The 22995-nt window shown below is 66.8% G+C and carries 22 protein-coding genes; all 22 read right to left on the bottom strand.

The features are described 5' to 3' along the window. Window positions 1-5: 5 nt before the first annotated feature. Window positions 6-371: a flagellar hook-basal body complex protein FliE gene (gene fliE, locus ACXI0D_RS19135; protein WP_014037113.1), complete on the bottom strand. Its 366-nt coding sequence runs from the start codon at window positions 369-371 to the stop codon at window positions 6-8. 462 nt (window positions 372-833) lie between these two features. Next, window positions 834-1250, bottom strand: coding sequence for a hypothetical protein (locus tag ACXI0D_RS19130; protein ID WP_119006223.1), 417 nt, complete (start codon window positions 1248-1250; stop codon window positions 834-836). A gap of 184 nt (window positions 1251-1434) precedes the next feature. Then, complete coding sequence (locus tag ACXI0D_RS19125) at window positions 1435-2937, bottom strand: sigma-54 dependent transcriptional regulator (protein WP_049442743.1); 1503 nt, start codon at window positions 2935-2937, stop codon at window positions 1435-1437. Beyond that, complete coding sequence (locus tag ACXI0D_RS19120; RefSeq protein WP_010485922.1) at window positions 2934-3311, bottom strand: response regulator; 378 nt, start codon at window positions 3309-3311, stop codon at window positions 2934-2936. The genes ACXI0D_RS19125 and ACXI0D_RS19120 overlap by 4 nt, the downstream gene beginning before the upstream one ends. A 14-nt stretch (window positions 3312-3325) precedes the next feature. Beyond that, window positions 3326-4735: an RNA polymerase factor sigma-54 gene (gene rpoN / locus ACXI0D_RS19115; RefSeq protein ID WP_119006224.1), complete on the bottom strand. Its 1410-nt coding sequence runs from the start codon at window positions 4733-4735 to the stop codon at window positions 3326-3328. Between the two features lie 323 nt (window positions 4736-5058). Then, complete coding sequence (locus ACXI0D_RS19110) at window positions 5059-5691, bottom strand: response regulator (RefSeq protein WP_005413261.1); 633 nt, start codon at window positions 5689-5691, stop codon at window positions 5059-5061. A gap of 92 nt (window positions 5692-5783) precedes the next feature. Beyond that, window positions 5784-6362, bottom strand: a complete 579-nt coding sequence (locus ACXI0D_RS19105; protein ID WP_119006225.1) for a PilZ domain-containing protein — start codon at window positions 6360-6362, stop codon at window positions 5784-5786. Next, entirely contained in the window at window positions 6359-6652 is a 294-nt protein-coding gene (locus ACXI0D_RS19100; protein ID WP_010485909.1) for a hypothetical protein, read from the bottom strand. The genes ACXI0D_RS19105 and ACXI0D_RS19100 overlap by 4 nt, the downstream gene beginning before the upstream one ends. Continuing rightward, complete coding sequence (gene fliS / locus ACXI0D_RS19095) at window positions 6649-7065, bottom strand: flagellar export chaperone FliS (RefSeq protein WP_005416447.1); 417 nt, start codon at window positions 7063-7065, stop codon at window positions 6649-6651. The genes ACXI0D_RS19100 and fliS overlap by 4 nt, the downstream gene beginning before the upstream one ends. 128 nt (window positions 7066-7193) lie before the next feature. Further along, on the bottom strand, window positions 7194-8612 hold the full coding sequence (gene fliD / locus ACXI0D_RS19090) for a flagellar filament capping protein FliD (protein WP_049442740.1): 1419 nt from the start codon (window positions 8610-8612) through the stop codon (window positions 7194-7196). Window positions 8613-9053: 441 nt separating this feature from the next. Continuing rightward, window positions 9054-10232 (bottom strand): flagellin, encoded by a 1179-nt coding sequence (locus tag ACXI0D_RS19085; protein ID WP_049442739.1) that lies wholly within the window; start codon window positions 10230-10232, stop codon window positions 9054-9056. 86 nt (window positions 10233-10318) lie between these two features. After that, window positions 10319-11503: a flagellin gene (locus tag ACXI0D_RS19080; protein WP_049442738.1), complete on the bottom strand. Its 1185-nt coding sequence runs from the start codon at window positions 11501-11503 to the stop codon at window positions 10319-10321. 72 nt (window positions 11504-11575) lie between these two features. Continuing rightward, window positions 11576-12796 (bottom strand): flagellin, encoded by a 1221-nt coding sequence (locus ACXI0D_RS19075; protein ID WP_049442737.1) that lies wholly within the window; start codon window positions 12794-12796, stop codon window positions 11576-11578. Between the two features lie 418 nt (window positions 12797-13214). Further along, the gene (gene flgL, locus ACXI0D_RS19070; RefSeq protein ID WP_049442736.1) at window positions 13215-14417 is read right to left on the bottom strand and encodes a flagellar hook-associated protein FlgL; all 1203 of its coding nucleotides are present in this window, start codon (window positions 14415-14417) and stop codon (window positions 13215-13217) included. Beyond that, window positions 14414-16294: a flagellar hook-associated protein FlgK gene (flgK, locus tag ACXI0D_RS19065; protein WP_049442735.1), complete on the bottom strand. Its 1881-nt coding sequence runs from the start codon at window positions 16292-16294 to the stop codon at window positions 14414-14416. Before flgK ends, flgL begins: the two co-directional genes overlap by 4 nt. Before the next feature lie 8 nt (window positions 16295-16302). Then, window positions 16303-17502: a flagellar assembly peptidoglycan hydrolase FlgJ gene (flgJ, locus tag ACXI0D_RS19060; protein ID WP_049442734.1), complete on the bottom strand. Its 1200-nt coding sequence runs from the start codon at window positions 17500-17502 to the stop codon at window positions 16303-16305. A 1-nt stretch (window position 17503) separates the two neighbouring features. Beyond that, a complete protein-coding gene (locus tag ACXI0D_RS19055; RefSeq protein ID WP_049442733.1) occupies window positions 17504-18646 on the bottom strand; it encodes a flagellar basal body P-ring protein FlgI in 1143 nt (380 codons plus the stop codon). Window positions 18647-18648: 2 nt separating this feature from the next. Then, on the bottom strand, window positions 18649-19341 hold the full coding sequence (flgH, locus tag ACXI0D_RS19050) for a flagellar basal body L-ring protein FlgH (RefSeq protein WP_049442732.1): 693 nt from the start codon (window positions 19339-19341) through the stop codon (window positions 18649-18651). Between the two features lie 22 nt (window positions 19342-19363). After that, a complete protein-coding gene (gene flgG / locus ACXI0D_RS19045; protein ID WP_005416457.1) occupies window positions 19364-20149 on the bottom strand; it encodes a flagellar basal-body rod protein FlgG in 786 nt (261 codons plus the stop codon). Between the two features lie 103 nt (window positions 20150-20252). Continuing rightward, the gene (locus ACXI0D_RS19040) at window positions 20253-21002 is read right to left on the bottom strand and encodes a flagellar basal body rod protein FlgF (RefSeq protein WP_049442731.1); all 750 of its coding nucleotides are present in this window, start codon (window positions 21000-21002) and stop codon (window positions 20253-20255) included. Window positions 21003-21034: 32 nt separating this feature from the next. Continuing rightward, window positions 21035-22258 carry a flagellar hook protein FlgE gene (gene flgE, locus ACXI0D_RS19035; protein WP_014647063.1) on the bottom strand — a complete coding sequence of 408 codons (1224 nt, stop codon included), beginning with the start codon at window positions 22256-22258 and terminating at the stop codon, window positions 21035-21037. A 32-nt stretch (window positions 22259-22290) separates the two neighbouring features. Further along, window positions 22291-22974 (bottom strand): flagellar hook assembly protein FlgD, encoded by a 684-nt coding sequence (locus tag ACXI0D_RS19030; protein ID WP_014037129.1) that lies wholly within the window; start codon window positions 22972-22974, stop codon window positions 22291-22293. Window positions 22975-22995: the final 21 nt, after the last annotated feature.

Here is a 22995-nt window from a genome sequence, read left to right as displayed (position 1 = left end):
GTTCCTTACAGCGGCATGTTCATCACGTCCTGGTAAGCCTGGACGAGACGGTTGCGGACTTCCACGGTGGCGCGGAAGGCGATCTGGGACTGCTGTGAGGCGACCATCACCTTGGCCAGGTCGGCGCTGGGGTCGCCCATTTCGAAGGCCTTGGCGAGGGCGCCGGATTTCTGTTGCGCATCGTTGACGCCGGCAATCGCACCACGCAGGGTTTCGGTGAAGCTGGCCGGCTGCACCTGCGGCGCATCCAGCACCGTGCCCGGGAGGGCATTGCTGCGCGGCGTTTCGCCCAGCGGGTTGAGCGCCGGCTGTCCCATCTGGGTCTGATAGGAGCGGATCTGCGAAAGGATCGAAGTGACGGAGTGGGACATCTGCAACGGTTCCAGAAACAGGGGATGGGGTTGTCTGCTGGAGCAGGTGCAAGTGCCGTGCCGAAACCGGTTTTCGATTCAGTGAAGTGAGGGTGGGGGTGTGCGCTGGCAGGGCGGCGCCCTGCACCCGCCGAGGCCACGTCAACGTCAACGTCAAAAGCAGGCTCTCCGTGGGTTGGCGGGGTGGGTCCGGTTGCGGGGGGCGCCGTGAATACGTCCCTGTAGGCTCGGTCGCGCCATCCATGGCGCTCACGCCCCCGCAACCGGACCCACCCCGCCTTCGACAGTTGGCCGCGATCTGTTGGAACCTGCTGCTGCTGATGATGGTGATGGTGATGGTGATGGTGATGGTGATGGTGATGGTGGGTGCCGACCGTTGGTCGGCACGGGGTCGGATCCGTTGCTGTGCAACGGGCTCTGACCCCGTTGAAGGCGCCATTTATCCGGCGTCGGTTTTCTGGCCTACGGCTGCAGGGTCCAGCGGCCGGAATTCTGGCGCTGGCGCGGTGCGATGGGGCCGTCGTGCTGGGTGTAGATGAAGCGGCCCTGGCGGTCGCCCAGGCAGGTCAGCAGCAGGGTGTAGCGGGCGGGGCCGGCCGGGTGGGCTTCGGTCATCTGGATTTCCCCGATATGCGGGGCCAGGCGCTGGTAGCGGTAGCTGCCGCCAATGCGGAGATCAGTGCCGAGGATGTCCAGCACGTACTGGTTGCCGGCAAAGCTGAGCTGCACCATGCGTCCGGCGTTGGGGTTGTCCGGTGCGTACAGCGGATCGCTGAGGTTGGTGAACTGGCGCTGGTCCAGCGTGGTGGGCAGGGTGCAGGTGGCGGCGGTGGCAATGCCGGGGCAGAGCAGGGCGACGAGCAGGGTAAGGCGATGCATAGTGGAACCTCCATGGGTGTCCTTGCCATGCTCCGCAGCGCGGCCGCGTTGTCTCTGGGAAAACGTGCAAATGCAGTGGGGTCAGATCCCTTTCCGCAGGAAAGGGATCTGACCCCGGGCGCCACAAACACCAACGCCCGGGCAAGCCCAGGCGTTCGTGCCCCCTTCATGCTGGTGACGCGGTTCAGCCGGCCAGTTCGGCCTGCTCGCGTTCGATGCCGTACTTGCGCAGCTTTTCCACCAGGGTGGTGCGGCGCAGGCCAAGCAGCTGGGCGGCATGGGCGACCACGCCCTGGGTGCGCTCCAGTGCTTCGTTGATCAGGCCCAGTTCGATGTTGGCCATGTGGTTGCGCAGGTCCAGGCCGTCGTCGGGCAGTGCCGCCGGGGCTGCAGCGCGATTGACCGCGATGCCGTGCTCCAGCGCTGGCTGGCCGCCGCTGCCCGGGGTATGGAAGGAGAAGCTGCGCAGGTCCAGGCGTTCTTCGCTGGCGACTGGAGCCGCCGGTGCCGGCGCCGGGACGGCCAGCGCGGCATCGCCACGATAGCGCGCCGGCAGGTCCTGCACGCGCACCGAACCACCCGGATGCAGCACCGCCAGGCGCTCGACCAGGTTGGTCAGCTCGCGCACGTTGCCCGGCCATTCGTAGCCGGCCAGGGCCTGCAGCGCTTCCGGGGTGAAGCGCACTTCACCGCGGCCGGTGCGGGCCAGCTGTGCGGCGATGGTTTCCACCAGCGCCGGCAGGTCTTCGCGACGCTCGCGCAGGGCGGGCACGTCGATCGGGAATACGTTGAGGCGGTAGAACAGGTCCTCGCGGAACTTGCCCTCGGCGATGCGGGTTTCCAGGTCGCGATGGGTCGCAGCGACCACGCGCACGTTGCAGCGGATGGTCTGGTTGCCACCGACACGCTCGAAGCTGCGTTCCTGCAGCACGCGCAGCAGCTTCACCTGCATCGGCAGGCTCATGTCGCCGATTTCGTCGAGCAGCAGGGTGCCGCCCTCGGCCATTTCGAAACGGCCCTTGCGCGCGGTCAGTGCACCGGTGAAGGCGCCTTTTTCGTGGCCGAACAGTTCGCTTTCCAGCAGATCGGCCGGAATGGCGCCGCAGTTGATCGCCACGAACGGGCCATCGCGGCGCGGCGAGCGCTGGTGGATCGCGCGCGACACCACTTCCTTGCCGGTGCCGGATTCGCCCAGCACCAGCACGGTGGTGTCGAACGCGGCCACCTGTTCGATCATGGTGCGCAGCTCGGTCACCGCCGGGCCGTTGCCGGTCGGCCCCTGGTCCTGCGCGGCGCCGGCCTGGTGCTCGGCGTCCAGGCGCTTGAGGCTGGCGCGGCGCAGCAGGGCCTCCATCTGCGCGTGGCGCAGCGGCGTTTCCAGCGGCCAGATGTTGGCTTCGTGCAGGCCGTGCTGCTGGGCAAACGCTGCGGCATCACCATCGGCCAGCAGCACCGGCGGCGGCAGGCTGCTGCCGCCCAGCCAGTTGTACAGCGCCGTGCTGGCAGCGGTGTCGTCCAGGCTGCCGACGATCACCGCCATCCAGTCGTTCTGGCGCTGGCGGCCCAGGTCGAAGTCGGCCGCGTCGGAAACCCAGCGCGGGTTGAAGTCCATGAATTCCAGCAGGGCAACGGTGCGCTCAGCGCGCACGGCGTCGTTGTCCAGCACCAGGATGCGCGATTCGCTCACGATCGATCCTCCCTGAGGCCTTCCAGGATCGGCATGACTTCCTGGATGTAGGACAGCTTGCTGACAAAATTGTCGGCGCCGGCACGCAGCGCGTGTTCGCGGTGTTCGGCGTCGTCGAAGTGGCTGGCGATCACGATGTACGGTGCATCGTCCTGCGACTTGATCAGGCGGGTGGCCTGCAGGCCGCCCATTTCCGGCATCGCCAGGTCCATCAGCACCACCTGCGGGCGCAGCGTTTCCGAGCGTTCGATCGCTTCCAGGCCGTTGCCGGCGCTGCCGACGATCTGCAGCCAGTCGATCTTGCGGAAATGGCGCATCGCCGCATTGATGAAGCCCTCGTGGTCATCGACCAGCAGGACCGTGAGCTTGTTCATGTCCAACATCCTTTTCAGCCCACCCGGGCCAGCTGGGGTTGCCTGGCGCTGAGCCGGCGCCGTTCGCGGGCCGGGGCGATATCCAGTTGTTCTCGGTATTTTGCGACGGTTCGGCGTGCAATGTTCACCCCCTGGCGTGACAGCAGGCCGGCAATGGCCTCGTCGGCCAGAGGGCGGCCGGCCGGTTCGGCGTCGATCAGGCGGCGGACCATGGCCTTCACCGCCTGGCCGGAGACGCTGGCGCCTTCCAGGCGCACGGCGAAGAAGTGCTTCAGTTCGAAGGTGCCGCGCGGGGTCTGCAGGAACTTGCCGGTGGTGATGCGCGAGACGGTGGACTCGTGCATGCCGATTTCTTCGGCCACTTCCTTCAGGGTCAGCGGGGCCATGGCCTCTTCGCCACGGACCAGGAAGGCGGCCTGCCGCTCGACGATCACCCGCGCGGTGCGCAGCAGGGTGTCGTAGCGCATCGACAGGCCGCGGCTGAACCAGCGCGCTTCCTGCAGCATCTCGCGCAGCGCCGGGGCGGCTTCGCTGGTTTCGGCCAGGGCCTGTTCGTACTGGCTGTTGATCGAGACGCGGCGGCTGGTGGCCGGGTTCAGCGCGACCTTCCATTGCCCATCGGCGTGCCAGGCGACCACGTCCGGCACCACCACGGCGTTGCGTTCGGGCAGCAGGCTGTCGCCGGGGCGCGGCTGCAGCGAGAGGATCAGGCGCACCGCCTCGCGCACGTCGTCGATCTCGGCGTCGTGCTGGCGGGCGAGGGCGGGGTAGTCGTGGGCGGCCAACGCATCGAGCGCGCCATCGAGAATGCGGGCCGCCAGATGGCGGGCCGGTACCACGCCGTGCAGGCTGCGCAGCTGCGCCTGCAGGCCTTCACGCAGGTCCCGCGCGGCCATGCCGGCAGGCTCGCCGTGCAGAAGCTGCTGGCGGATGGCTTCGACGCCGTCGGCGGCAATGTCGAACTGGGCGCTGGCGAGAAGCTGCAGCTGGTCCAGCGGTGCCTGCAGGTAGCCGGCTTCATCGCAGTGGTCCAGCCAGAACGCAGCCACCGCCAGCTGGCGGTCGTCCATGTCCAGCGACAGGCGCTGCAGCACGCGCAGCTGCGGGTCGGTCGACTCGCCGGCGGCGATGCGCGCCATGCGGTCGTCGTCACCGTCCTGCCAGTTGGCACCCGCCACGTCCCACATCGACGACTCGGGCAGTTCGTCGAAGGCGGCGGTGTCGAGGGTGGTGGCACTCGCTTCAGTGGCCTCGGCCGCGGGCGCTTCGGCCTCTTCGATCTCCAGCAACGGGTTGGAGTCCAGCAGGCGCTGGATTTCCTGTTCCAGGTGCAGGCCATCGAGCTGCAGCAGCCGGATCGACTGCAGCAGCTGCGGGGTGAGGTGAAGTTGTTGGCCCAGCTGGGTCGAGAGTGCAGCCTTCATCGTGGTTCCCCGGCACCGCTCCCCGGCGCCTTGTGGAACGCATCTTGCTTTTGATCCGGCGGGGGCGGAATCGGGGGGTTCCTGAGGGCTTTCGTAGATATCCCGACAGGATGTAGGGGTTTTCCCCACATTGGCGCGGGATGTTGACGAAGGCCGCCGCCAAGTCATTGATTTGTGGTGCCGAACCGGCCGTGTTCGCGGTGCGCCGTGCACGGATTCCTGTCGGGGCCTGTCAGGGTGACGGGAATTCGTCGCCGGTGCAGTGCTGGGCAAGGGTCAGATCCCCTTCCACAGGAAAGGGATCTGACCCCACTAGCAGGCAATCATTCCAGCTCGTGCTGGTGGCGTGCGGCCAGCAGCAACAGGTCATTGGCGCGCCGGCAACCCAGCGACTCCATCATGCGTGCGCGGTGGGTCTCCACCGTCTTGACGCTGATGCCGAGATCGGCGGCGATTTCCTTGTTGCTTTCGCCCTTGCCGATGCGGCGCAGGATCTCGCGCTGGCGCGGCGACAGCGCGGCGATGCCGGTGGGCTTCTCGCGGCCCAGCATGGGCGCCAGCATCTTGGCCGAGATCTGCGGGCTCAGGAACACCTGGCCGGCGTGCGCGGCGCGCAGCGCCAGTTCCAGCTCCTGCGGCGCCGCATCCTTCACCACGAAACCGACCGCGCCACGATCCAGCGCGTCGCGCACGTGCGCGGCGTCGTCGTGCATGGTCATCATCACCACCCGGGTGCCGGGCGCGCGCAGGCGGATGTCGCTGAGTGCTTCCAGGCCGGTGCGGCCGGGCAGCGAGAGGTCCATCAGTACCACGTCCGGTGCGTGCTGCAGGGCCAGTTGCAGGGCTTGTTCGGCGTTGCTGGCCTCGGCGACGAGCTGCACGTCGGCAAACCCCTGCAGCAGCCGCGCCAGGCCGGCGCGGACGAGGGTGTGATCGTCGACGATGAGAACTCGCACAGGCACGCAACGGATCCGTGTAGGGGAGTCCACCTTAACTTAGCTGAACGGGCGCGCCAAGGGTCGGCCGTGCAGTGCCAGGGTGGCGGGTTTCAACGTGCGCGGCGCGCCTCGGCCACCTGGCGGCGGTGCAGGCGGAACAGGTGCCGCTCCATCGCCATCTCCAGGCCGTCGCCCAGGCGCTGGAAGCGCAGCCACAGGAAGTGGCCGCCACTGCCGTCGGCCGCCTCGGCGATGACTTCCACCGGCAGGTCGATGTGGTCGGGCAGCCAGTCGCTGGGCTGCAGGCGCACCACGCCGGCCTGGCCGGGTGTGGCGCCACTGCGCGGGCCCAACTGCAGGCGGATGCCACGCCGCGACCAGCGCACCGGGCGCAGGGTCAGCTCCTGGCCCTGCTGGCGCACCAGCCGGCCGAGCAGCACCATCGCCAGGTCCAGCTTGGCTTCCAGGCGCTGCAGCTGCAGGCTGGCTTCGTTGCGTTCGTCATGCTCGTCGACGCGGCTGTCCTCGACCAGCGCCAGGCTGCGCAGCAGGCCTTCGGCGCCGCTGGTGCGGCCGGCCGCGCTGCCGGCCTGGAACTCGGCCGGCAGGGCCAGTTCGCAGCTGAGCGTCTCGTCGAACAGCTCGCTTTCGGCCGGGTGGTGCAGCGAGGTGGTCGGCAGCGAGGTCATGCCAGCGATTCTGCCTGCAGGTAGGCATGCGCCGCGCGAAGGGAGCGCTGGCCGTCGTTCATCAGTGCGGCCACGGCATCACGGCGCTGGCGCAGCAGGCCGAGCAGATTCTGCTGGCGCTCGAACAGGGCCGTCAGCGGAGCGTGGTCGGCGGCGGTCAGCGGCTGGCTGAGCAGGGCGTGCAGGGTGCTGTCGTGGCCGTCGAGCAGGCTGTCGGCCTGGTCGAGGGATTCTTCGCCCAAGGCCTTCTCGAAGGCATCCAGCTGCGCATGCAGTTCGTGCAGGCTCATGGCGCCACCGCGGCCGGGCGGCGCTGTTCGTGCGGGATCGCATTCCAGGCGCTGTCGATCTCGCCCAGCAGCTGCAGCGATTCATCCAGCGCGGCACGGTCGTTGTGCAGGTTGGCCTCGGTCAGTCGCTGCAGCACGTAGTCATAGAGCGCCGACAGGTTTCCGGCGATCTCGCCACCGGCCTCATGGTCCAGCGAGCCGTTGAGGTGGCCGACGATCGCGCAGACTTCGCCGATCGCCTTGCCCTTGCCGGCCTGGTCGCCACGCTCGAGGCTGGCCAGGGCGCGCCGCACGCGCTCCAGCGCACCAGCCAGCAGCATCGCCACCAGCTTGTGCGGATCGGCATCGGCGACCGCACTGGTCACTCCCACCTGGCGGTATTGCTCGGCATATTGACGGCTGGAACCGTACATTCGTGATTCTCCTTGCGCGGGGTGCCGTCGGGTGATCGTGGGGATCGGTTCCGACGGCGCGGCGATGATTGCTGTTGCGTCCGTTATCGGTGCGTTGCACGGCAAACTTGAGTGCCGCGCACGCATCGTCAGCGGTTCAACTGTGCCAGCTGCTGCTGCAGCGCGGTATTGCTCTGCTGCAACTTGCCCATCAGGCTGTCCAGCGCCAGGAACTGTTTCTTGTAACGCTCTTCCACGCTCTTCATGCGCGTGTCGAGATCCTTGCGGCGCTTGTCGATGTTGTCCAGCGTGGTGTTCAGGCCCTTGGTGCGGGCGACGAACGCGCCCTCCTTGCCGACCGTGGTGCTGACGTAGCCGTCGACCATCGTGTACAGCGTGCCTGCACCGCCGGTATCGCCGGTGATGGCCGAGCGGATCTTTTCGGGCTGGCTGGCCAGTGCTGCGGCAAACTTGGTGGTGTCCAGCACCAGGGTGCCGTCGGCGTTGGGATAGCCGCGCGTCTGCAGGCCCAGCACCTTCGGGTCCAGGCCATCGGCGGAAAGCGCCTTCAACACCCCCGACATCACCGAGCGCAACTGGCTGGAGGCGCCACGCATCTGCGCGTCGCCGGTCAGCGTGGCGGCTTCCTTGGTCTTGGCGTCGTACTTGGTTTCGGTATTGATCGCTGTGATCGCCGCGTTGTAGGCGGTCACGAACTCCTGCATGACCTTGGTCGCGGCGGCGGTGTCGGTGCTGATCACCACCGTGCTCTTGCCGGGAATCTTGAGGTTCAGGGTCAGGCCCGGCACCGCGTCCGCCACGGTGTTGCTCGCACTGACAACCGTCACGCCGTCGATGGTCAGCTCGGCATCGGCCGCCGGGGTGTTCTGCTTGAGACTGCCGACCAGTGCACCCAGCTTCGGGTCGCTGCCGCTGTACTCCAGCTTGATCGCATTGGCGGCGCCGGTCTTTTCCTGGGCGATCGACAGGTACTGGTTGTCGCCGGAGCTGATCAGCGTGGCCTGCACGCCGTCCTTGCGGCCGGCGGCGTCGATCTTGTTGCGGATGGTGGTCAGCGTATCGCCGTCCTCCACCGCCACGTTCATGGTCTTGGCCTTGTCACCAACGCCAACGGTCAGCGTCAAGGTTCCGGCGCCGAAGGTGTCGGTCTTCGGGAACGAGGTGTCGGCAATCAGCTTGTGCGCCGTGGCCAGGGATTTCACCTCCACCAGGTGGGTGCCGTTGGAGGCCGCTGCCTTGGTCGTGCCGACGTCGTACAGCGCCACCGATGCGGTCAGCACGTCGTCGGCGTTGGTCGGGCCGGCCTTGCCGGTGGCGGTCACGGTACGGGTATCGAAGGCGGTGGTGGCCTTCAGTGCGGTCAATGCCGTCTTCAGCTTGTCGAACGCCGCAGTGACGGTGCCGATCGACGACAGCTGCATCTTGGCCTTGGACTGCTGCAGGTTCAGCGCATTGTCGGCGGGCTTGCGGTCAGCTGCGACCAGCTGGTTGACGATGCTGGAAATATCCAGTCCCGAGCCGATGCCACCGTATCCAAAGTCTGCCACGTCGTTTCTCCTGGTATCCGGGCCTGGCCGCCGTGCGGTGGCCCGTCGTCAACGAAAATAGCGGCCTGCGCCGCTGGGTCTTGAGGACTTCGTTGATGCATGTGCCGTGCCAATGGCCTGGCGCGGTTTCTGGCACGCGGGTTGCAGGAGGGTTGGGGCAGGGTGCGGGTAGGTTCACCGCGGGCTGCCGGGAGTCTGCAAAAAGCCCTCCCCCAATGCAGGGGAGGGATCAGGCTACTGACAATCGGGGGGAGACGAAGCCGCCCGGTACGTACAGTCAAAGGTACAGCGCTGAAAGAGAGGTCCGCAGGAGCGGGCGATGCCAAGCCGGTTCGGGAGTGATCCCGGGCCGGGCATGGCCCGCGCCTTCGTGCATCGTGGCTTCCCGGTTGCCGCTACCGTCGGTTCGACCCGACGGTAGCGGCGCCTTCTTGCCGTGGATCAGCGCAGCAGGCTGAGCACGCCCTGCGGCACCTGGTTGGCCTGGGCCAGCATGGCCGTACCGGCCTGCTGCAGGATCTGGGTGCGGGTCAGCTCTGCGGTTTCCTTGGCGAAGTCGGTGTCCTTGATGCGGCTGCGCGAAGCCGACAGGTTTTCCGACGAGGTCTGCAGGTTGGCCACCACCGAGGTGAAGCGGTTCTGGATCGCACCGAGGTCGGCACGGGTGCTGTTGATTGCACCCAGGGCCTTGTCGACCACTTCCAGCGCCTGCTGGGCGCCGAGCACGGTGCTCACGTCCAGCTTCTGCACGTTGGCCGAGGTATCGGTGCCGGCGGTGTAGGCGCCTGCAGCCGCCGCGGTACCCCAGGTCTTGGCGGTCGCGTCGTAGTCGCTGCGCATCAGGGCGATATCGGCAGTGGCAACGGCCTTGCCTTCCTTCACCGAGCTCAGCTTCAGGGAGCCGTCTGCATTGGCTTCGGCGTAGATGCCGGCCTCGCCGATCTTGGCGTTGATGGCGGTGGCGACGGCCTTGGAGGCATCAGCCGTGGTGGCGCCGGCCTTCACTTCAACCGTGCCGATGTCCACACCCATCACGGTGCCGGAGAAGCGGGCACCATCGGTGCTGGCGGCCAGGGCGGCAGTTGCGCCGGTGGCGAAGGTCGAGGTGCCCAGCGAGCCGGCCTTGGCATCGATGGTCTTGTCGATGGCGATGGCCTGGCCGGCGTTGGCACCGACCTGGAACAGCTGGCTGGAGAAGGTGCCGTCCAGGAGCTTGGTGCCGTTGAAGTCCGACTGCTTGGCGACGCGGTCGATTTCCGAGACCAGCTGGGTCACTTCGGCCTGCAGTGCCTTGCGGTCGCTGGCCGAGTTGGTGGCGTTGGAGGCCTGCACCGACAGTTCGCGGACGCGCTGCAGGTTGTTGCCGATTTCGGTCAGCGAACCTTCGGCGACCTGGGCCAGCGAGATGCCGTCGTTGGCATTGCGGATGGCGACGTCGGTACCGCGGATCTGCGTGCCGAAGCGCTCGGAGATCGCCAGACCGGCGGCGTCGTCCTTGGCGCTGTTGATGCGCGAACCGGAGGACAGGCGCTGGATGGTGGTAGCCAGCGAGCTGCCGCTGGTGCTCAGGTTACGCTGAGCATTCAACGACATCGTATTGGTGTTGATGACTTGTGCCATGGTGCTTTTCCTTTGGCGAAGGTGGAACGTGTTTCAGGATCCGGGCGCCGCGTCATGCGGCGCCCGGAGGTCGATCAGCGAGCGGATCAGCGCAGCAGGCTGAGCACGCCCTGCGGCACCTGGTTGGCCTGGGCCAGCATGGCCGTACCGGCCTGCTGCAGGATCTGGGTGCGGGTCAGTTCGGCGGTTTCCTTGGCGAAGTCGGTGTCCTTGATGCGGCTACGCGATGCCGACAGGTTTTCCGACGAGGTCTGCAGGTTGGCCACGACCGAGGTGAAGCGGTTCTGGATCGCACCGAGGTCGGCGCGGGTGCTGTTGATCGCACCCAGGGCTTTGTCGACGATTTCCATCGCCTGCTGGGCGCCCTTCACGGTGCTGACGTCCAGGTCGCTGGCGTACTTAGCGGCCGGCGCGGCAGTCGAGGCGGTGAAGGTCGGCGCGGTGGCGCCGGTCCAGGTGCCCGGGGTCGCGGTGATGGCCTTGAACGAGCCATCGGCGTTGACGCTGTCCTTGACCGAGGTCAGGGTCACGCCGGTGGTGCCGTTCACTTCCGCGAACACGCCGGTCTCGCCGATCTTGGCGTTGATCGCGGTCACCAGTGCTTCACGCGAGGCCTTGCCGGTGGCAGCGGCGTCGGCGCCCTGCTTGACCGAGACATCGGCAATGGCCACGCCATTGATGGACAGGCCGCTGGTGCTGAAATCAGCGTTGGTGCCCGGGTCGGCCAGGGCCAGCGAGTTGGTGTCGAACTTGGCGCCGCCCAGGGCATTGGCCTTGGCATCGATGGTCTTGTCGATGGCGATGGCCTGGCCGGCGTTGGCGCCGACCTGGAACAGCTGGCTGGAGAACGAACCGTCCAGCAGCTTGGTGCCGTTGAAGTCCGACTGCTTGGCGACGCGGTCGATTTCCGAGACCAGCTGGGTCACTTCGGCCTGCAGTGCCTTGCGGTCGCTGGCCGAGTTGGTGGCGTTGGAGGCCTGCACCGACAGCTCGCGGACGCGCTGCAGGTTGTTGCCGATTTCGGTCAGCGAACCTTCGGCGACCTGGGCCAGCGAGATACCGTCGTTGGCATTGCGGATGGCGACGTCGGTACCGCGGATCTGCGTGCCGAAGCGCTCGGAGATCGCCAGACCGGCGGCGTCGTCCTTGGCGCTGTTGATGCGCGAACCGGAGGACAGGCGCTGGATGGTGGTAGCCAGCGAGCTGCCGCTGGTGCTCAGGTTACGCTGAGCATTCAACGACATCGTATTGGTGTTGATGACTTGTGCCATGAGGAGAGGTCCTTGAGCGGTTGCACGTGAGTTGGGTTAGACGCCCCCGACGTGCCCCGGGGGCGGCTCATGTCAGCGCTGCAACAGGCTGAGCACGTTCTGCGGTACCTGGTTGGCCTGGGCCAGCATGGCCGTACCGGCCTGCTGCAGGATCTGGGTGCGGGTCAGTTCGGCGGTTTCCTTGGCGAAGTCGGTATCGCGGATGCGGCTGCGCGATGCGGACAGGTTCTCCGAGGAGGTCTGCAGGTTGGCCACCACCGAGGTGAAGCGGTTCTGGATCGCACCGAGGTCGGCGCGGACGCTGTTGACCGATTCCAGGGCCTTGTCGACGATCGACATCGCCTTCTGTGCGCCTTCGGCGGTGGTGACGTTCAGGTCCTTGACGAAGCTGGCCGCTGCACCGGTCAGGGTGCCGCCGTTGGTGCTGGTCTCGGTCAGGCCCAGGCCGGCGATGGTCGCGGCGGTGGCGCCGGCCGGCGGGGTCGCCGCGCTGACACCCAGGGCGAAGGTCTGGCCATCCTTGACCGAGGCCAGGCTGATGACGCCGGCATTGACCGAGGCAACCACGCCGGTTTCACCCAGCTTGTTGTTGATCGCCGCCGCGGTGGCCGAGGTGATCGACTCGCCGGCCTTCACCGTGAAGTCGCTGATGGTGACCGTGGTGGCGGTGCCGCCCGGCGGGGTTACCGAGACCTGCAGGCCGGAGTAGGTGGTGTCGGCGGTGGCCTTGTCGGCCGCTGCCAGGCTGGTGCCGGTGTAGCCGTTGGCGAAGGTGGCCGCGCCCAGCGAATCCGCCTTGGCGTTGACCACGCTGTTGATGGCGATGGCCTGGCCGGCGTTGGCGCCGACCTGGAACAGCTGGCTGGTGAAGCTGCCGTCCAGCAGCTTGGTGCCGTTGAAGTCGGCCTGCTTGGCGACGCGGTCGATCTCGCTGACCAGCTGGGTCACTTCAGCCTGCAGGGCCTTGCGGTCGCTGGCCGAGTTGGTGGCGTTGGACGCCTGCACACCCAGTTCGCGGATGCGCTGCAGGTTGTTGCCGACTTCATTCAGCGAACCCTCGGCGACCTGGGCCAGCGAGATGCCGTCGTTGGCGTTGCGGATGGCCACGTCCAGACCACGGATCTGGGTGGTGAAGCGCTCGCTGATGGCCAGGCCGGCCGCGTCGTCCTTCGCGCTGTTGATGCGCAGGCCGGACGAGAGGCGCTGGATGGTGGTAGCGAGCGAGCTGCCGCTGGTGCTCAGGTTGCGCTGAGCGTTGAGCGACATCGTATTGGTGTTGATTACCTGTGCCATGGGGTCGTCTCCTCTTATATGGAACCCGTTGGTGAATGAAACGAAGCGCCGCCTGTTTTTTTGTGTGGCTGTGTGCTTCGCTGTTGCCAAATGAATAACGGCGCTTTGTCAACAACCTTTAGCCGTGAATTCCGCTGGAGCCAGAATTCGTTGCCGGAAGCTGTTTTTCCGGGGTTTTTCAGCCTTGGTCGGGCGTGAAGGCGACCCCGGAAGGGGCGGTTGGGCATGCCCAACCAGCGCTGATGAAGGTATCGGCGGGGCAGGGCCGGGCTTGATGGGAAATCACGGAAAATGCGCCGGGGCACCTATCCGGAAGCGCCGGGCCACGCCCGGCGAGCGCGATGGAATGGGCACGCAGAAACGAAAAAGGCCGCGATGCAGGGCATCGCGGCCTTCAGAGGGTGGCGCTTGGGAAGCGTCAGCGGAGCTTGTTGAACAGCGACATCGACTGCATCTGCGAGAAGATCGTCTGCGCCGCCTGCAGCGCGGTGCTCTGCAGCTGGTACTGGCTCAGTGCATCGGCGTAATCCAGGTCACGCATCTGCGACAGCGTGGTCTTCAGGGTCACGCCATTGGCCTCACGCATGTCGGCCGCGTTGTCCAGCGCCTTCAACTGTGCACCGCCTGCGGCACGCGAATCGATCATCCGCTCGGACGCGCGTGCCACGTCGCGCAATGCACTCTGCAGCTGGTTCTGCTGCGCGGTCATCTGCGCGGTGGTGCCGGTGTCGGCGCCCAGCGCTGCCACCAGGTTGTCCATGGTGGCGAAGATGTCGCGGCTGCTGGCGGCCTGTACGTTGAAACTGTCGCCCGCCGCCGGTGCGCCCGTGATGCGCAGGCGCACACCGTTCACTTCCAGATCGTCGCCAGCCTTGTAGGTACCGGTGCCGGTCACGTTGCCCGCACCGTCCACCACCTCGTACTGGTTGCCGGTGGTGAAGCGGACGCTGAAGCCCTGGCCGTTCCAGCTGTCGCTGCCATCGCGGGTGACGTTGGTCAGCACGCCGTTGCCGGTGTTGCCGGCCGCGGCGCTGCCGTCAACGAAGCCATCGCCGGTGGGAATGCGCATGAAGATCTCGCTGCCGGGCAGGGCATCGCGCACGTAGGTATCGGGGCCGACTTCGATCTGGCGCTGGGTCTGGTCGCCGCGGTAGACCACCTTGCCGTTGATCTTGGCAAACGGCGGGTCGCCGTCGTTGGTACCACCGAACACGTAGCGACCGGTGCCATCGTCGGCGTTGGCCAGCGACAGCAGGCCATCACGGATCTGGTTGACTTCGGTGATCAGCGTTTTCTTGTCAGCCGCGCTCAGCGCTGGATTGCTGGCCTGGATGGTCAGATCGTTGACGCGTGCCATCAGGTCGTTGACCTGCGCAAGGGTGTTTTCCTGCACGCCCAGGCGGTTCTGCACGTTGCCGGCGTTGAGCTTCATGCGGTCCAGTGCGGCCAGGCTGCGGTCAAGGCCGACCGCAGTGCCGGCGGCAACCGGATCGTCCTTGGCGCTGACGATCTTGCTGCCGGTGGCGATCTGCTGCTCCAGGTGGCTGAGCTTGGCCTGCTTGGCCATCATCAGCGACACGGACTGGTTGAACATCATGCTGGTGGAGATACGGCTGCTCATCGGCGGACGGCTCCCAGGATGGTCTGGAACATGCTGTCGGCGGTGGAGATCAGCTGCGAGGCGGCCTGGTAGGCCTGCTGCAGGCGCAGCATGTCGGCGGCTTCCTCGTCCAGGTTCACGCCGGAGATTTCATCGCGGGCTTCCTGCGCCTTGTCATTGATCACCAGCTGCGCGTCGAGCGAGTACTCGGCCGAGCGTGCGGCGGCGCCGACCTGGGTGGTCAGGCCACCCAGCGCACCGTTCAGTGTCACCGTTCCGGCGTTGAACGCCTTCGCGCTTTCCACCTTGGCCAGCTTGGAGGCGTTGCTGTTGTCCGACGAACCGGCCGGGGTCGGGGTGATGTTGAAGGTATCGCCCACCTTCGGTGCACCGTCCAGCACGAAGCTCCAGCCGTTGGCACTGATGGTCTGGCCGGGCGTGTAGGTCTGCGGCGGGCCACCGTCGATGGTGTAGGTGGTGGCCGAGGTGAACACGATCGCCGACGGATTGCGCAGATTGGCGTTGGTCGAATCGGTGACGGTGACGCCGCTCAGCTTGCCGGTACCGGTATTGGCGGTGGCGGCCGCGCCCTTCACCGCTGCAGCGGCGGCGATGCGCGACGGATCGGTGATCGCCACTTCCATGCTGCCGGCCACGCCAGCGGTCGGCTGCAGCAGGAAGCGGTCATTTGCAGCCGGCGTGCCGCCGACGACCAGCTTGACGCCGTTGATCAGCAGCGGATCGGCGGCGGTGCCGGTTCCGGTCAGCGGAATGCTGGCGCCGGTGTCGGCGCGGCTGGCCTTCCAGTTGGTGCCATCGAACTGCAGCACCACGTTCTGCGCATCCAGCTTGCCCAGGTCGCCGTAGGTCGCGCTGAGGCTGGCGGTGCCGGTATTGCTGTTGTTGCCGGTGACGCGCGGGTTGCCGATGTTGAAGAAGTCCCCGCCCATCTGGCCATACAGGTCGACGCCCTGGTGGTGCGCCTGGTTGAAGGTTTCGGCCAGGCCCACCGCCAGCTTGCCCAGTTCGGCCTGGGCAGGGGTCAGCACGGTGTCGCGGAACTCCAGCAGGCCACCGATCTGGCCGCCAACCGCCTTCGGGTCGAGGCGGATGGTGTTGCCCTGGGTCTCCAGCGCCAGCTGCAGGCGCTCGGGCTGGTACGGGTCGGCCACGGTGGTGACCTTGGTCGCCGTGGTACCCACCACCAGCGCGTTGCCGCCGGCGGTGTAGACATTCATGATGCCGCCGTCCTGGATCACCGCCGTGCCACCGGTGTAGCCGATCAGCTGGGTGATCAGCTGGTCGCGGCGGTCGAGCAGGTCGGGTGCGGCAGAGGCGATGTTGGTGCCGATGGCGCCGTTGATCTGCGCGATTTCCTGCGCCAGGCGGTTGACCTCGGTGGCACCGGCCAGCAGGCCGTTGTTGACCTCGCTGTTGAGGTTGTTCAGGTGGGTGTTGAGCTGCACGAAGCGGTTGGCCAACGCCTTGCCGCCGTCGAGCATGCTCTGGCGGTCGGCGGTGCCGGCCGCGTTGGACGACAGGCCGCTGACCGAATCGAAGAAGTTCGACCAGACGCCGGCCACATTGGTGGCCGGGTCGGAAACCAGCGCATTGACGCGGTCGGCCATGCCCGAAAGCTGCTTCAGGCGCGCCAGTTCACCGCTGCTGTCGAGCAGGCGCGAGATCGCCAGCTGGTCGGCCGTGCGGCGGATGTCGGTGATGCGGGTGCCGTTGCCGACCGTGCCATAGCCGTAGTTCTGTGGATCGGCGGTGGCGAAGTTGACCTTCTGCCGGCTGTAGCCGGGCGTATTGAGGTTGGCCACGTTGTGGCTGGTGGTCGCCAACGCACGCTGGAAGGCGAGCAGGGCACCGGTACCGGTGGAAAGTACGCTGGACATGGTGTTCCTCAACGACGAGTGATACCCAGCGCCGCGGTCGCGGTGCTGGCGAAGGTCTGGCCAAGGCGCGAGCCGGCGTCGGCCACGGCGGCCACGGCGCGCTCGATGGTCGGGCCACCGGCGATCGCGGCGATCTTGGCGGCGTAGCGCGGATCGGTGGCATAGCCGGCGCGCTGCAGGCCACGGGCGAAGCCCTGCACATCGGTGCCGGCCTGCAGGGCCTGCTGGTAGCGCGGGCTGGTCTTCAGCAGGCGCACGTAGTCGGCGAAGCTTTCGGCCGGCGAGCTGTAGGCGCGGAAGCTGGCGGTTTCGTTGCGGCGCACGCCATCCACGTATTCGTGGGTGCCGGCTTCAACGCGCTGGCCGCTCCAGCCGGTGGCCTTGATGCCGAACAGGTTGTGCGAGGTGCTGCCGTCGGACTGGCGGATGTGGCGCTTGCCCCAACCGGTTTCCAATGCGGCCTGGGCAACCAGCGCACGGGCATCCACGCCCAGTTCCCTGGCCGCGCTCTGCGCGTGCTGCCAGATGCTGGCGACGAAACCTTCCGGCGTGTGCGCGCCCAGCTGGGCCACGGCGGTGCGGGTGGCCAGCGCATCGGCCGGGCTGATGGCCGTGCCGCGATTGCTGGCCGTCGCCGACCACTGGTCGTTGTTGGCGGACCAGTCCTGGCCCTGCAGGTTGCCGATGTATGGATCTTCGGTGCCCAGCGAGCGGTGCAGGCTGCTGCTTTCGCGACCGGCGATCAGGTCCAGCGCCTGCTCCATCGGTGCCAGCGCTGCCTGTGCGCCGTGCTGTGCGCCGGCCGCCATCTGCTGCAGCATGCGCACGGCCTGGCTGCCATCTTCCAGCGGCAGCGAGGGTGCGGGCTTGGCCGGCGCGTTGAGTTGATAGGCGCGGCTGGCCTTGGCCGGGTCCACGCGGGTATCCAGCGCCGGGCCTTCGGCGGCCTGGCCGGACAGCTGGCGGGTGATCATGCCGGACAGGCCGAGCCCCTTGCCGCGGGTCATCGCCTCGGCAATCTTCTGGTCGTACATGTCGCGGAACATCTTGTTCTCGCCGGGAAACAGCGAGTCGCCGAAGCTGGCATCGCGCATGCTCTTGACCAGCATCTGTGCGAACTGGCCTTCCAGCTGGCGCGCGACCTTGTCGATCTTGGCCGGGTCGTTCTGCTGCGCCGGGTGCAGGTCGAATGCGGGATTGATGCGCATGTCAGATCACCTCGAGCTCGGCACTCAATGCGCCAGCCTGCTTCAGGGCTTCCAGGATCGCGATCAGGTCGCCCGGTGCCGCGCCCACGGCGTTCACCGCGTGCACGATCTCGTCCAGGGTGGTGCCGCCGCTGAACTTGAACATGCGGCTGCCGTCGTTGGTGGCGGTGATGGTCGACTGCGGGCTGGCCACGGTGCGGCCGCCGGACAGGGCATTGGGCTGGCTGACATTGGTGTTCTCCTGGATCGTCACCGTCAGCGAGCCATGCGCGATCGCCGCCGGGCCGACCCGCACCTGCTGGCCGATGACCACGGTGCCGGTACGCGAATTGACCACCACCTTGGCCGGGGCGCTGCCGGGGGTCAGCTCCAGGTTCTCGATGCGCGCCAGCAGGCCGATGCGTGCGCCCGGATCGGTTGGCGCAGTCACCGCCACGGTCACGCCGTCAACCGCACGTGCCGCACCCTCGCCGAACGCATTGTTGAGCGCGGCGACCATGCGCGAGACCGTGGTGAAATCGTTGTTGTGCAGGTTCAGGGTGATGTCGCCGCCATTGGCGAGTGGATCGGGCAGGGCACGTTCAACCGTGGCGCCATTGGGAATGCGGCCGACGCTGGGCACGTTCACCGAGACGCGCGAGCCATCCTTGCCCTGTGCACCAAAGCCGCCGACGATCAGGTTGCCCTGCGCGATGGCATAGATCTGGCCGTCGGCGCCGCGCAGCGGGGCCATCAGCAGCGAACCACCACGCAGGGACACTGCGTTGCCGATCGAGGACACGGTGATGTCGATCGGCTGGCCCGGCTTGGCGAACGGCGGCAGTTCGGCATGGATGGCGACGGCCGCCACGTTCTTCAGCTGCGGATTGACGTTCGCTGGCACGTTCACGCCCAGCTCGCCGAGCAGGTTCTTCAGGCTCTGCACGGTGAAGGGCGCCTGGCTGGTGCGGTCGCCGCTGCCGTCCAGGCCGACCACCAGGCCGTAGCCCACCAGGGCATTGCCACGCACGCCGCCGACCTGGGCCAGGTCCTTGATGCGCTCGGCACTGGCCGGTGCCACCATCGCGAAGACCATGAACACGCCACAGTAGAGCGACGCCATGCGTCGCTGCCAGGAAGAAGAGGAGAAGAGTTTCATGGCCATACTCAGAACGGCGTCAGGCCGGAGTTGAAGAAGCGGCTCAGCCAGCCCATCGCGTTGGATTGCGCGACCGGGCCGCGGCCGCCGTAGACGATGCGGGCTTCGGCCACGCGGCTGGAAGGAATGGTGTTGTCCTGGCTGATGTCACCCGGGCGCACGATGCCCTGCACCTGCACCAGTTCATCGCCCTGGTTCAGCCGCAGGTTCTTCTGCCCCTGTACCACCAGGTTGCCGTTGGGCAGGCGCTGGATCACCGTGACCGTGACACTGCCCTGCAGGCGGTTGCTCTGCGCGCTGTTGCCCTTGCCGGTGAAGTCACGCTTGCCCGCCGCCGTGGCACTGAGGATGTCCTTGCCGCCCAGGGTGACCGGTGCGCCGAGGATGGACGGGGTGCCCAGACTCAGGTTGGATTCCTTGTTGGTGGCGGTGTTGGCACTGGTCTGCGCGGTGGTGTTTTCCAGCAGGGTGATGGTCAGCAGGTCGCCGACATCGCGTGCGCGGCGGTCCGAGTACAGCTGCAGGGTCGGGCCGGCGGCGTAGATCGCACCGGCGGTCGGCGCGGCCTGCGGCGGCATGATCGGCTGGATCGGCGCCATCGCCGCGTAGGGGCGCACGTCGCCGGCGATCACGCAGCCACCGAGCAGGGCGACCACGGTGCAGGCGAGGGCAGTGCGGAGGAGTCTGGAAAGGGGCGACATGGCGGTTTCCCGGTTGGGCCGGTCAGATCTTGTTGTTGAGGTAGCCGAGCATGGAGTCGGTGGTGGAGATCGCCTTGGCATTCATTTCGTAGGCGCGCTGTGTTTCGATCATCGACACCAGCTCTTCGACCACATTGACGTTGCTGCCTTCCAGCGCGCCCTGCACCACGGTGCCGAGGCCGTTCAGGCCGGGGTTGCCGTTCTGTGCCGGGCCCGATGCCGTGGTTTCCAGGAACAGGTTCTCGCCGCGTGCCTGCAGGCCGGCCGGATTGACGAAGTCGGTCAGGGTCAGCGCACCCACTTCCACCGATGCAGCGTTGTCGGCCATCTTCACGCTGATGGTGCCGTCGCTGCCGATGGTCACCGACTGCGCGCCCTCGGGAATCTGGATGCCCGGCTGCACCGGGTAGCCGCTGTTGGTGACCAGCTCGCTGTCCTGGTTGATCTTGAACGAGCCATCACGGGTATAGGCCGAGCTGCCATCCGGCATCTGCACTTCGAAGAAGCCGCGGCCGTTGACCATCACGTCCAGCGCGCGGCCGGTCTGCTGCTGGCCACCCTGTTCGAAATTCTTGGCGGTGGCGACCACGCGCACACCGGTACCCAGCTGCAGGCCGGTCGGCAGCTGGGTCTGCGCCGACGAAGAGCCGCCTGGCTGGCGTACCTGCTGGTACAGCAGGTCCTCGAAGCTGGCACGGTCCTGCTTGAAGCCGGTGGTGTTGGTGTTGGCGAGGTTGTTGGAAACCACCGACATGCGCATCTGCTGCGCATCCAGTCCGGTTTTCGCGATCCACAATGCCTGGTTCATCTTCGGTGTCCTGTCTGGGTGAAGCCGGCCGCGCGATGCGGCCCTTGGTAACGGGTGTGCAAGCGGTGTGCCAGCGCCACGCCCGGGCGGCGCCGGAATTCCGTCAGCTGCCCAGGCGCAGCAGGCTGTTGACACTGCGCGCGTTGTCGTCGCCGTGTTTGATCACCTGCACCTGCATTTCGTACTGGCGCTGCAGCTGGATCATCTGCACCAGTGCGCCGGCGGCATCGACGTTGCTGCCTTCCAGCTGGCCGCTGTGCACGGCGGTACCCTGCGCCGGGGCGAACGGCTGGCGCGGGTCGGTGTTGCGGAACAGGCCATCCAGGCCACGCTCGAGGCGCTCGTCCGGCGCCTGCACCACCTTGATCCGGCCGATCTGCGCCATCGTCTGCGGGCCTTCACCCTGCGGGATGATCGAGATCGTGCCGTCGCCGCCGATCTCCATCGCCTGGTAGGGCGGGATGGCGATCGGGTTGTTGTTGTCATCCAGTACCGTGCGGCCGCCGGAGGTCACCAGCTGGCCGTTCGGGGTCACCGACAAGGCCGCGCCGCGCGTGTAGGCTTCGCTGCCATCGCTGGACTGCACCGCCAGCCAGGTGCCGCTCTGGAGCGCCAGATCCAGCGGTTTGCCGGTGATGTGCTGCGCGCCGGGCCGGCGGTTGAAGCCGGCGTCGACGTGCAGCGCATCCACCCGCGAGGCAAAGCCCGGGCCCTTGATCGGGAAGGCTTCGGTGTTGGCCAGCGCTTCCTTGAAGCCAGGGGTGTCCGAGTTGGCGAGGTTGTGGCTGAGCGTTCCCTGCGCCTGCAGGGAGGCGCGGGCACCGGTCATCGCCACGTAAAGGGCTTTATCCATGCGGGGAGTTCCGTGACAGGGTCAGCAGCTCATCAACGGATGTTGATGACGGTCTGGGTGATCTGGTCCTGCGTGGTGATCATCTGCGCGTTGGCCTGGAAGTTGCGCTGCGCGGTGATCATGTTGACCAGCTGCTCGGTGAGATCGACGGTGGACGCTTCCAGCGAGCCGGCCTGGATCTTGCCGAGGTTGGAGGTGTCCGGCATGCCGGTGCGCGGCGTGCCCGATTCGAAGGTCTCCACCCACAGGTTGTTGCCCTTCGATTCCAGGCCCTGCGTGTTGTTGAAGGTGGTCAGTGCGACCTGGCCCAGCGGCTTGTCGTCGCCGTTGGAATAGCGCGCGTAGACCACGCCGGATTCGGATACAGTCACTTCGTTGAGCTTGCCGGCGGCATAGCCGTCCTGCTGTGTGTTGCGCAGCGCGAACTTCTCGCCGTACTGGGTCGAGCCGCTGATATCCAGCGTCATGTTCAACTGGCCGGCACCGGTGGTCGGGGTGAAGGTGCCGAGGCTGACCTTGCCGTTGGCCGGTGCGACCAGCTTGCCGCTGTTGTCGAAGGTGACCGGGGTCGGTGCACCGGCCGGCTGGCCATCGACATAGTTGCGCACGGTCCATTCGTTGGGGTTGGCGCCCTTCACGAAGTACGAGACCTGGATGTGGCTCACGCCCAGTGAGTCGTACACGGTGATGCCACCGCTGGAGTGGTTGTAGCTGTTCGAATCGGCCGGGTCGAAGGTCGCCACGGTCGGCTGCTTGGCGTTGGCCGGCAGGGTGAAGCCAACCTTCACTTCGCTGGTCTGCTTCGGCGGGCTGTCGGTGGTCAGCAGCTGCAGGTCGACCAGGCGGCCGGCATCGAAGTTGGTGCCATCGGCATTCGGTGCGAACACCTGCAGGCGCGCACCCTGCGGATTGACCACGTAACCGGCGGAGTCGGTCTGGAAGTTGCCGGCACGCGAGTACACGCGCGAACCATTCATGTTCATGGTGAAGAAGCCTTCACCGGAAATGGCCATGTCCAGGCTGCGCCCGGTCTGCTCGTTGTGGCCCTGGATGAACTGCTGGGCGACGTTGGAAACGCGCACGCCCGAGCCGGTCTGGTTCTTCGACAGGCCGTAGCTGGTCGAAGCGAACAGGTCGGCGAACTCCGCGCGCGACTGCTTGAAGCCGGTGGTGTTGACGTTGGCGACGTTGTTGGCGGTGACGCTCAGGTCGGTGTTGGCGGCATTGATGCCGGACAGCGAGACATTGAAGCCCATGGGATGCTCCTGGTCGATGCGGAATGTGCGGCTCAGCTGACGCGGAGCACGTAGTCGATCGGGGCCGTGCCCAGGCCCTTGAGGTTCAGGTACAGGCCGTCGGAACCGACGGTCACGCTCTCCACCGGCGCCTGTACGTAGGTGGACAGCTTGGTGCTCTTGCCGGCGGTGTCGACATGGTTGGCGACGACGGAGTACTTGCCCGGCTCCATGCGCTTGCCATTGGCATCCTTGCCGTCCCACTGGAAGGCGGTTTCGCCGGCGGCCTTGGCTTCCACGCTCAGCGAGGTGACCTTGGCGCCGTTGGCATCGGTGATATCCACGGTGATGATGCCGGCCGACGGTGCGGCCACCGTGCCTTCGACATTGCCTTCCTTCTCCAGTACCAGCTTTTCCGACGGCACCAGCACCTGGTGGCCAACCAGCGCCGCGCCACGCAGCACCTGGTCGCTGGCCATCGATTCCTGGAAGCCCTTCACCGTCTTGTTCAGATCGGTGATGCCCTGCACGGTGGACATCTGCGCCATCTGCGCGACCATCTGCGTGTTGTCCATCGGCTTCAGCGGATCCTGGTGCTGCAGCTGCTCGGTCATCAGGCGCAGGAAGTCGGCCTGGTCGAGCGTGTTCTTCTTTTTCGTGGCGTTGCTGTTGGGGGCGTTCAGGCCCAGCGCGGAATAGACGTCCTGGCTGGTCTGGTTGTTGACGGCGGTGGTCATGGCGGTATCCGGTGCTGCGGG

It is taken from the genome of Stenotrophomonas sp. C9D9 (assembly GCF_056491205.1).
Note: the sequence above shows the minus strand (reverse complement) of the source record. Positions and strands in the feature narration are given on the sequence as shown.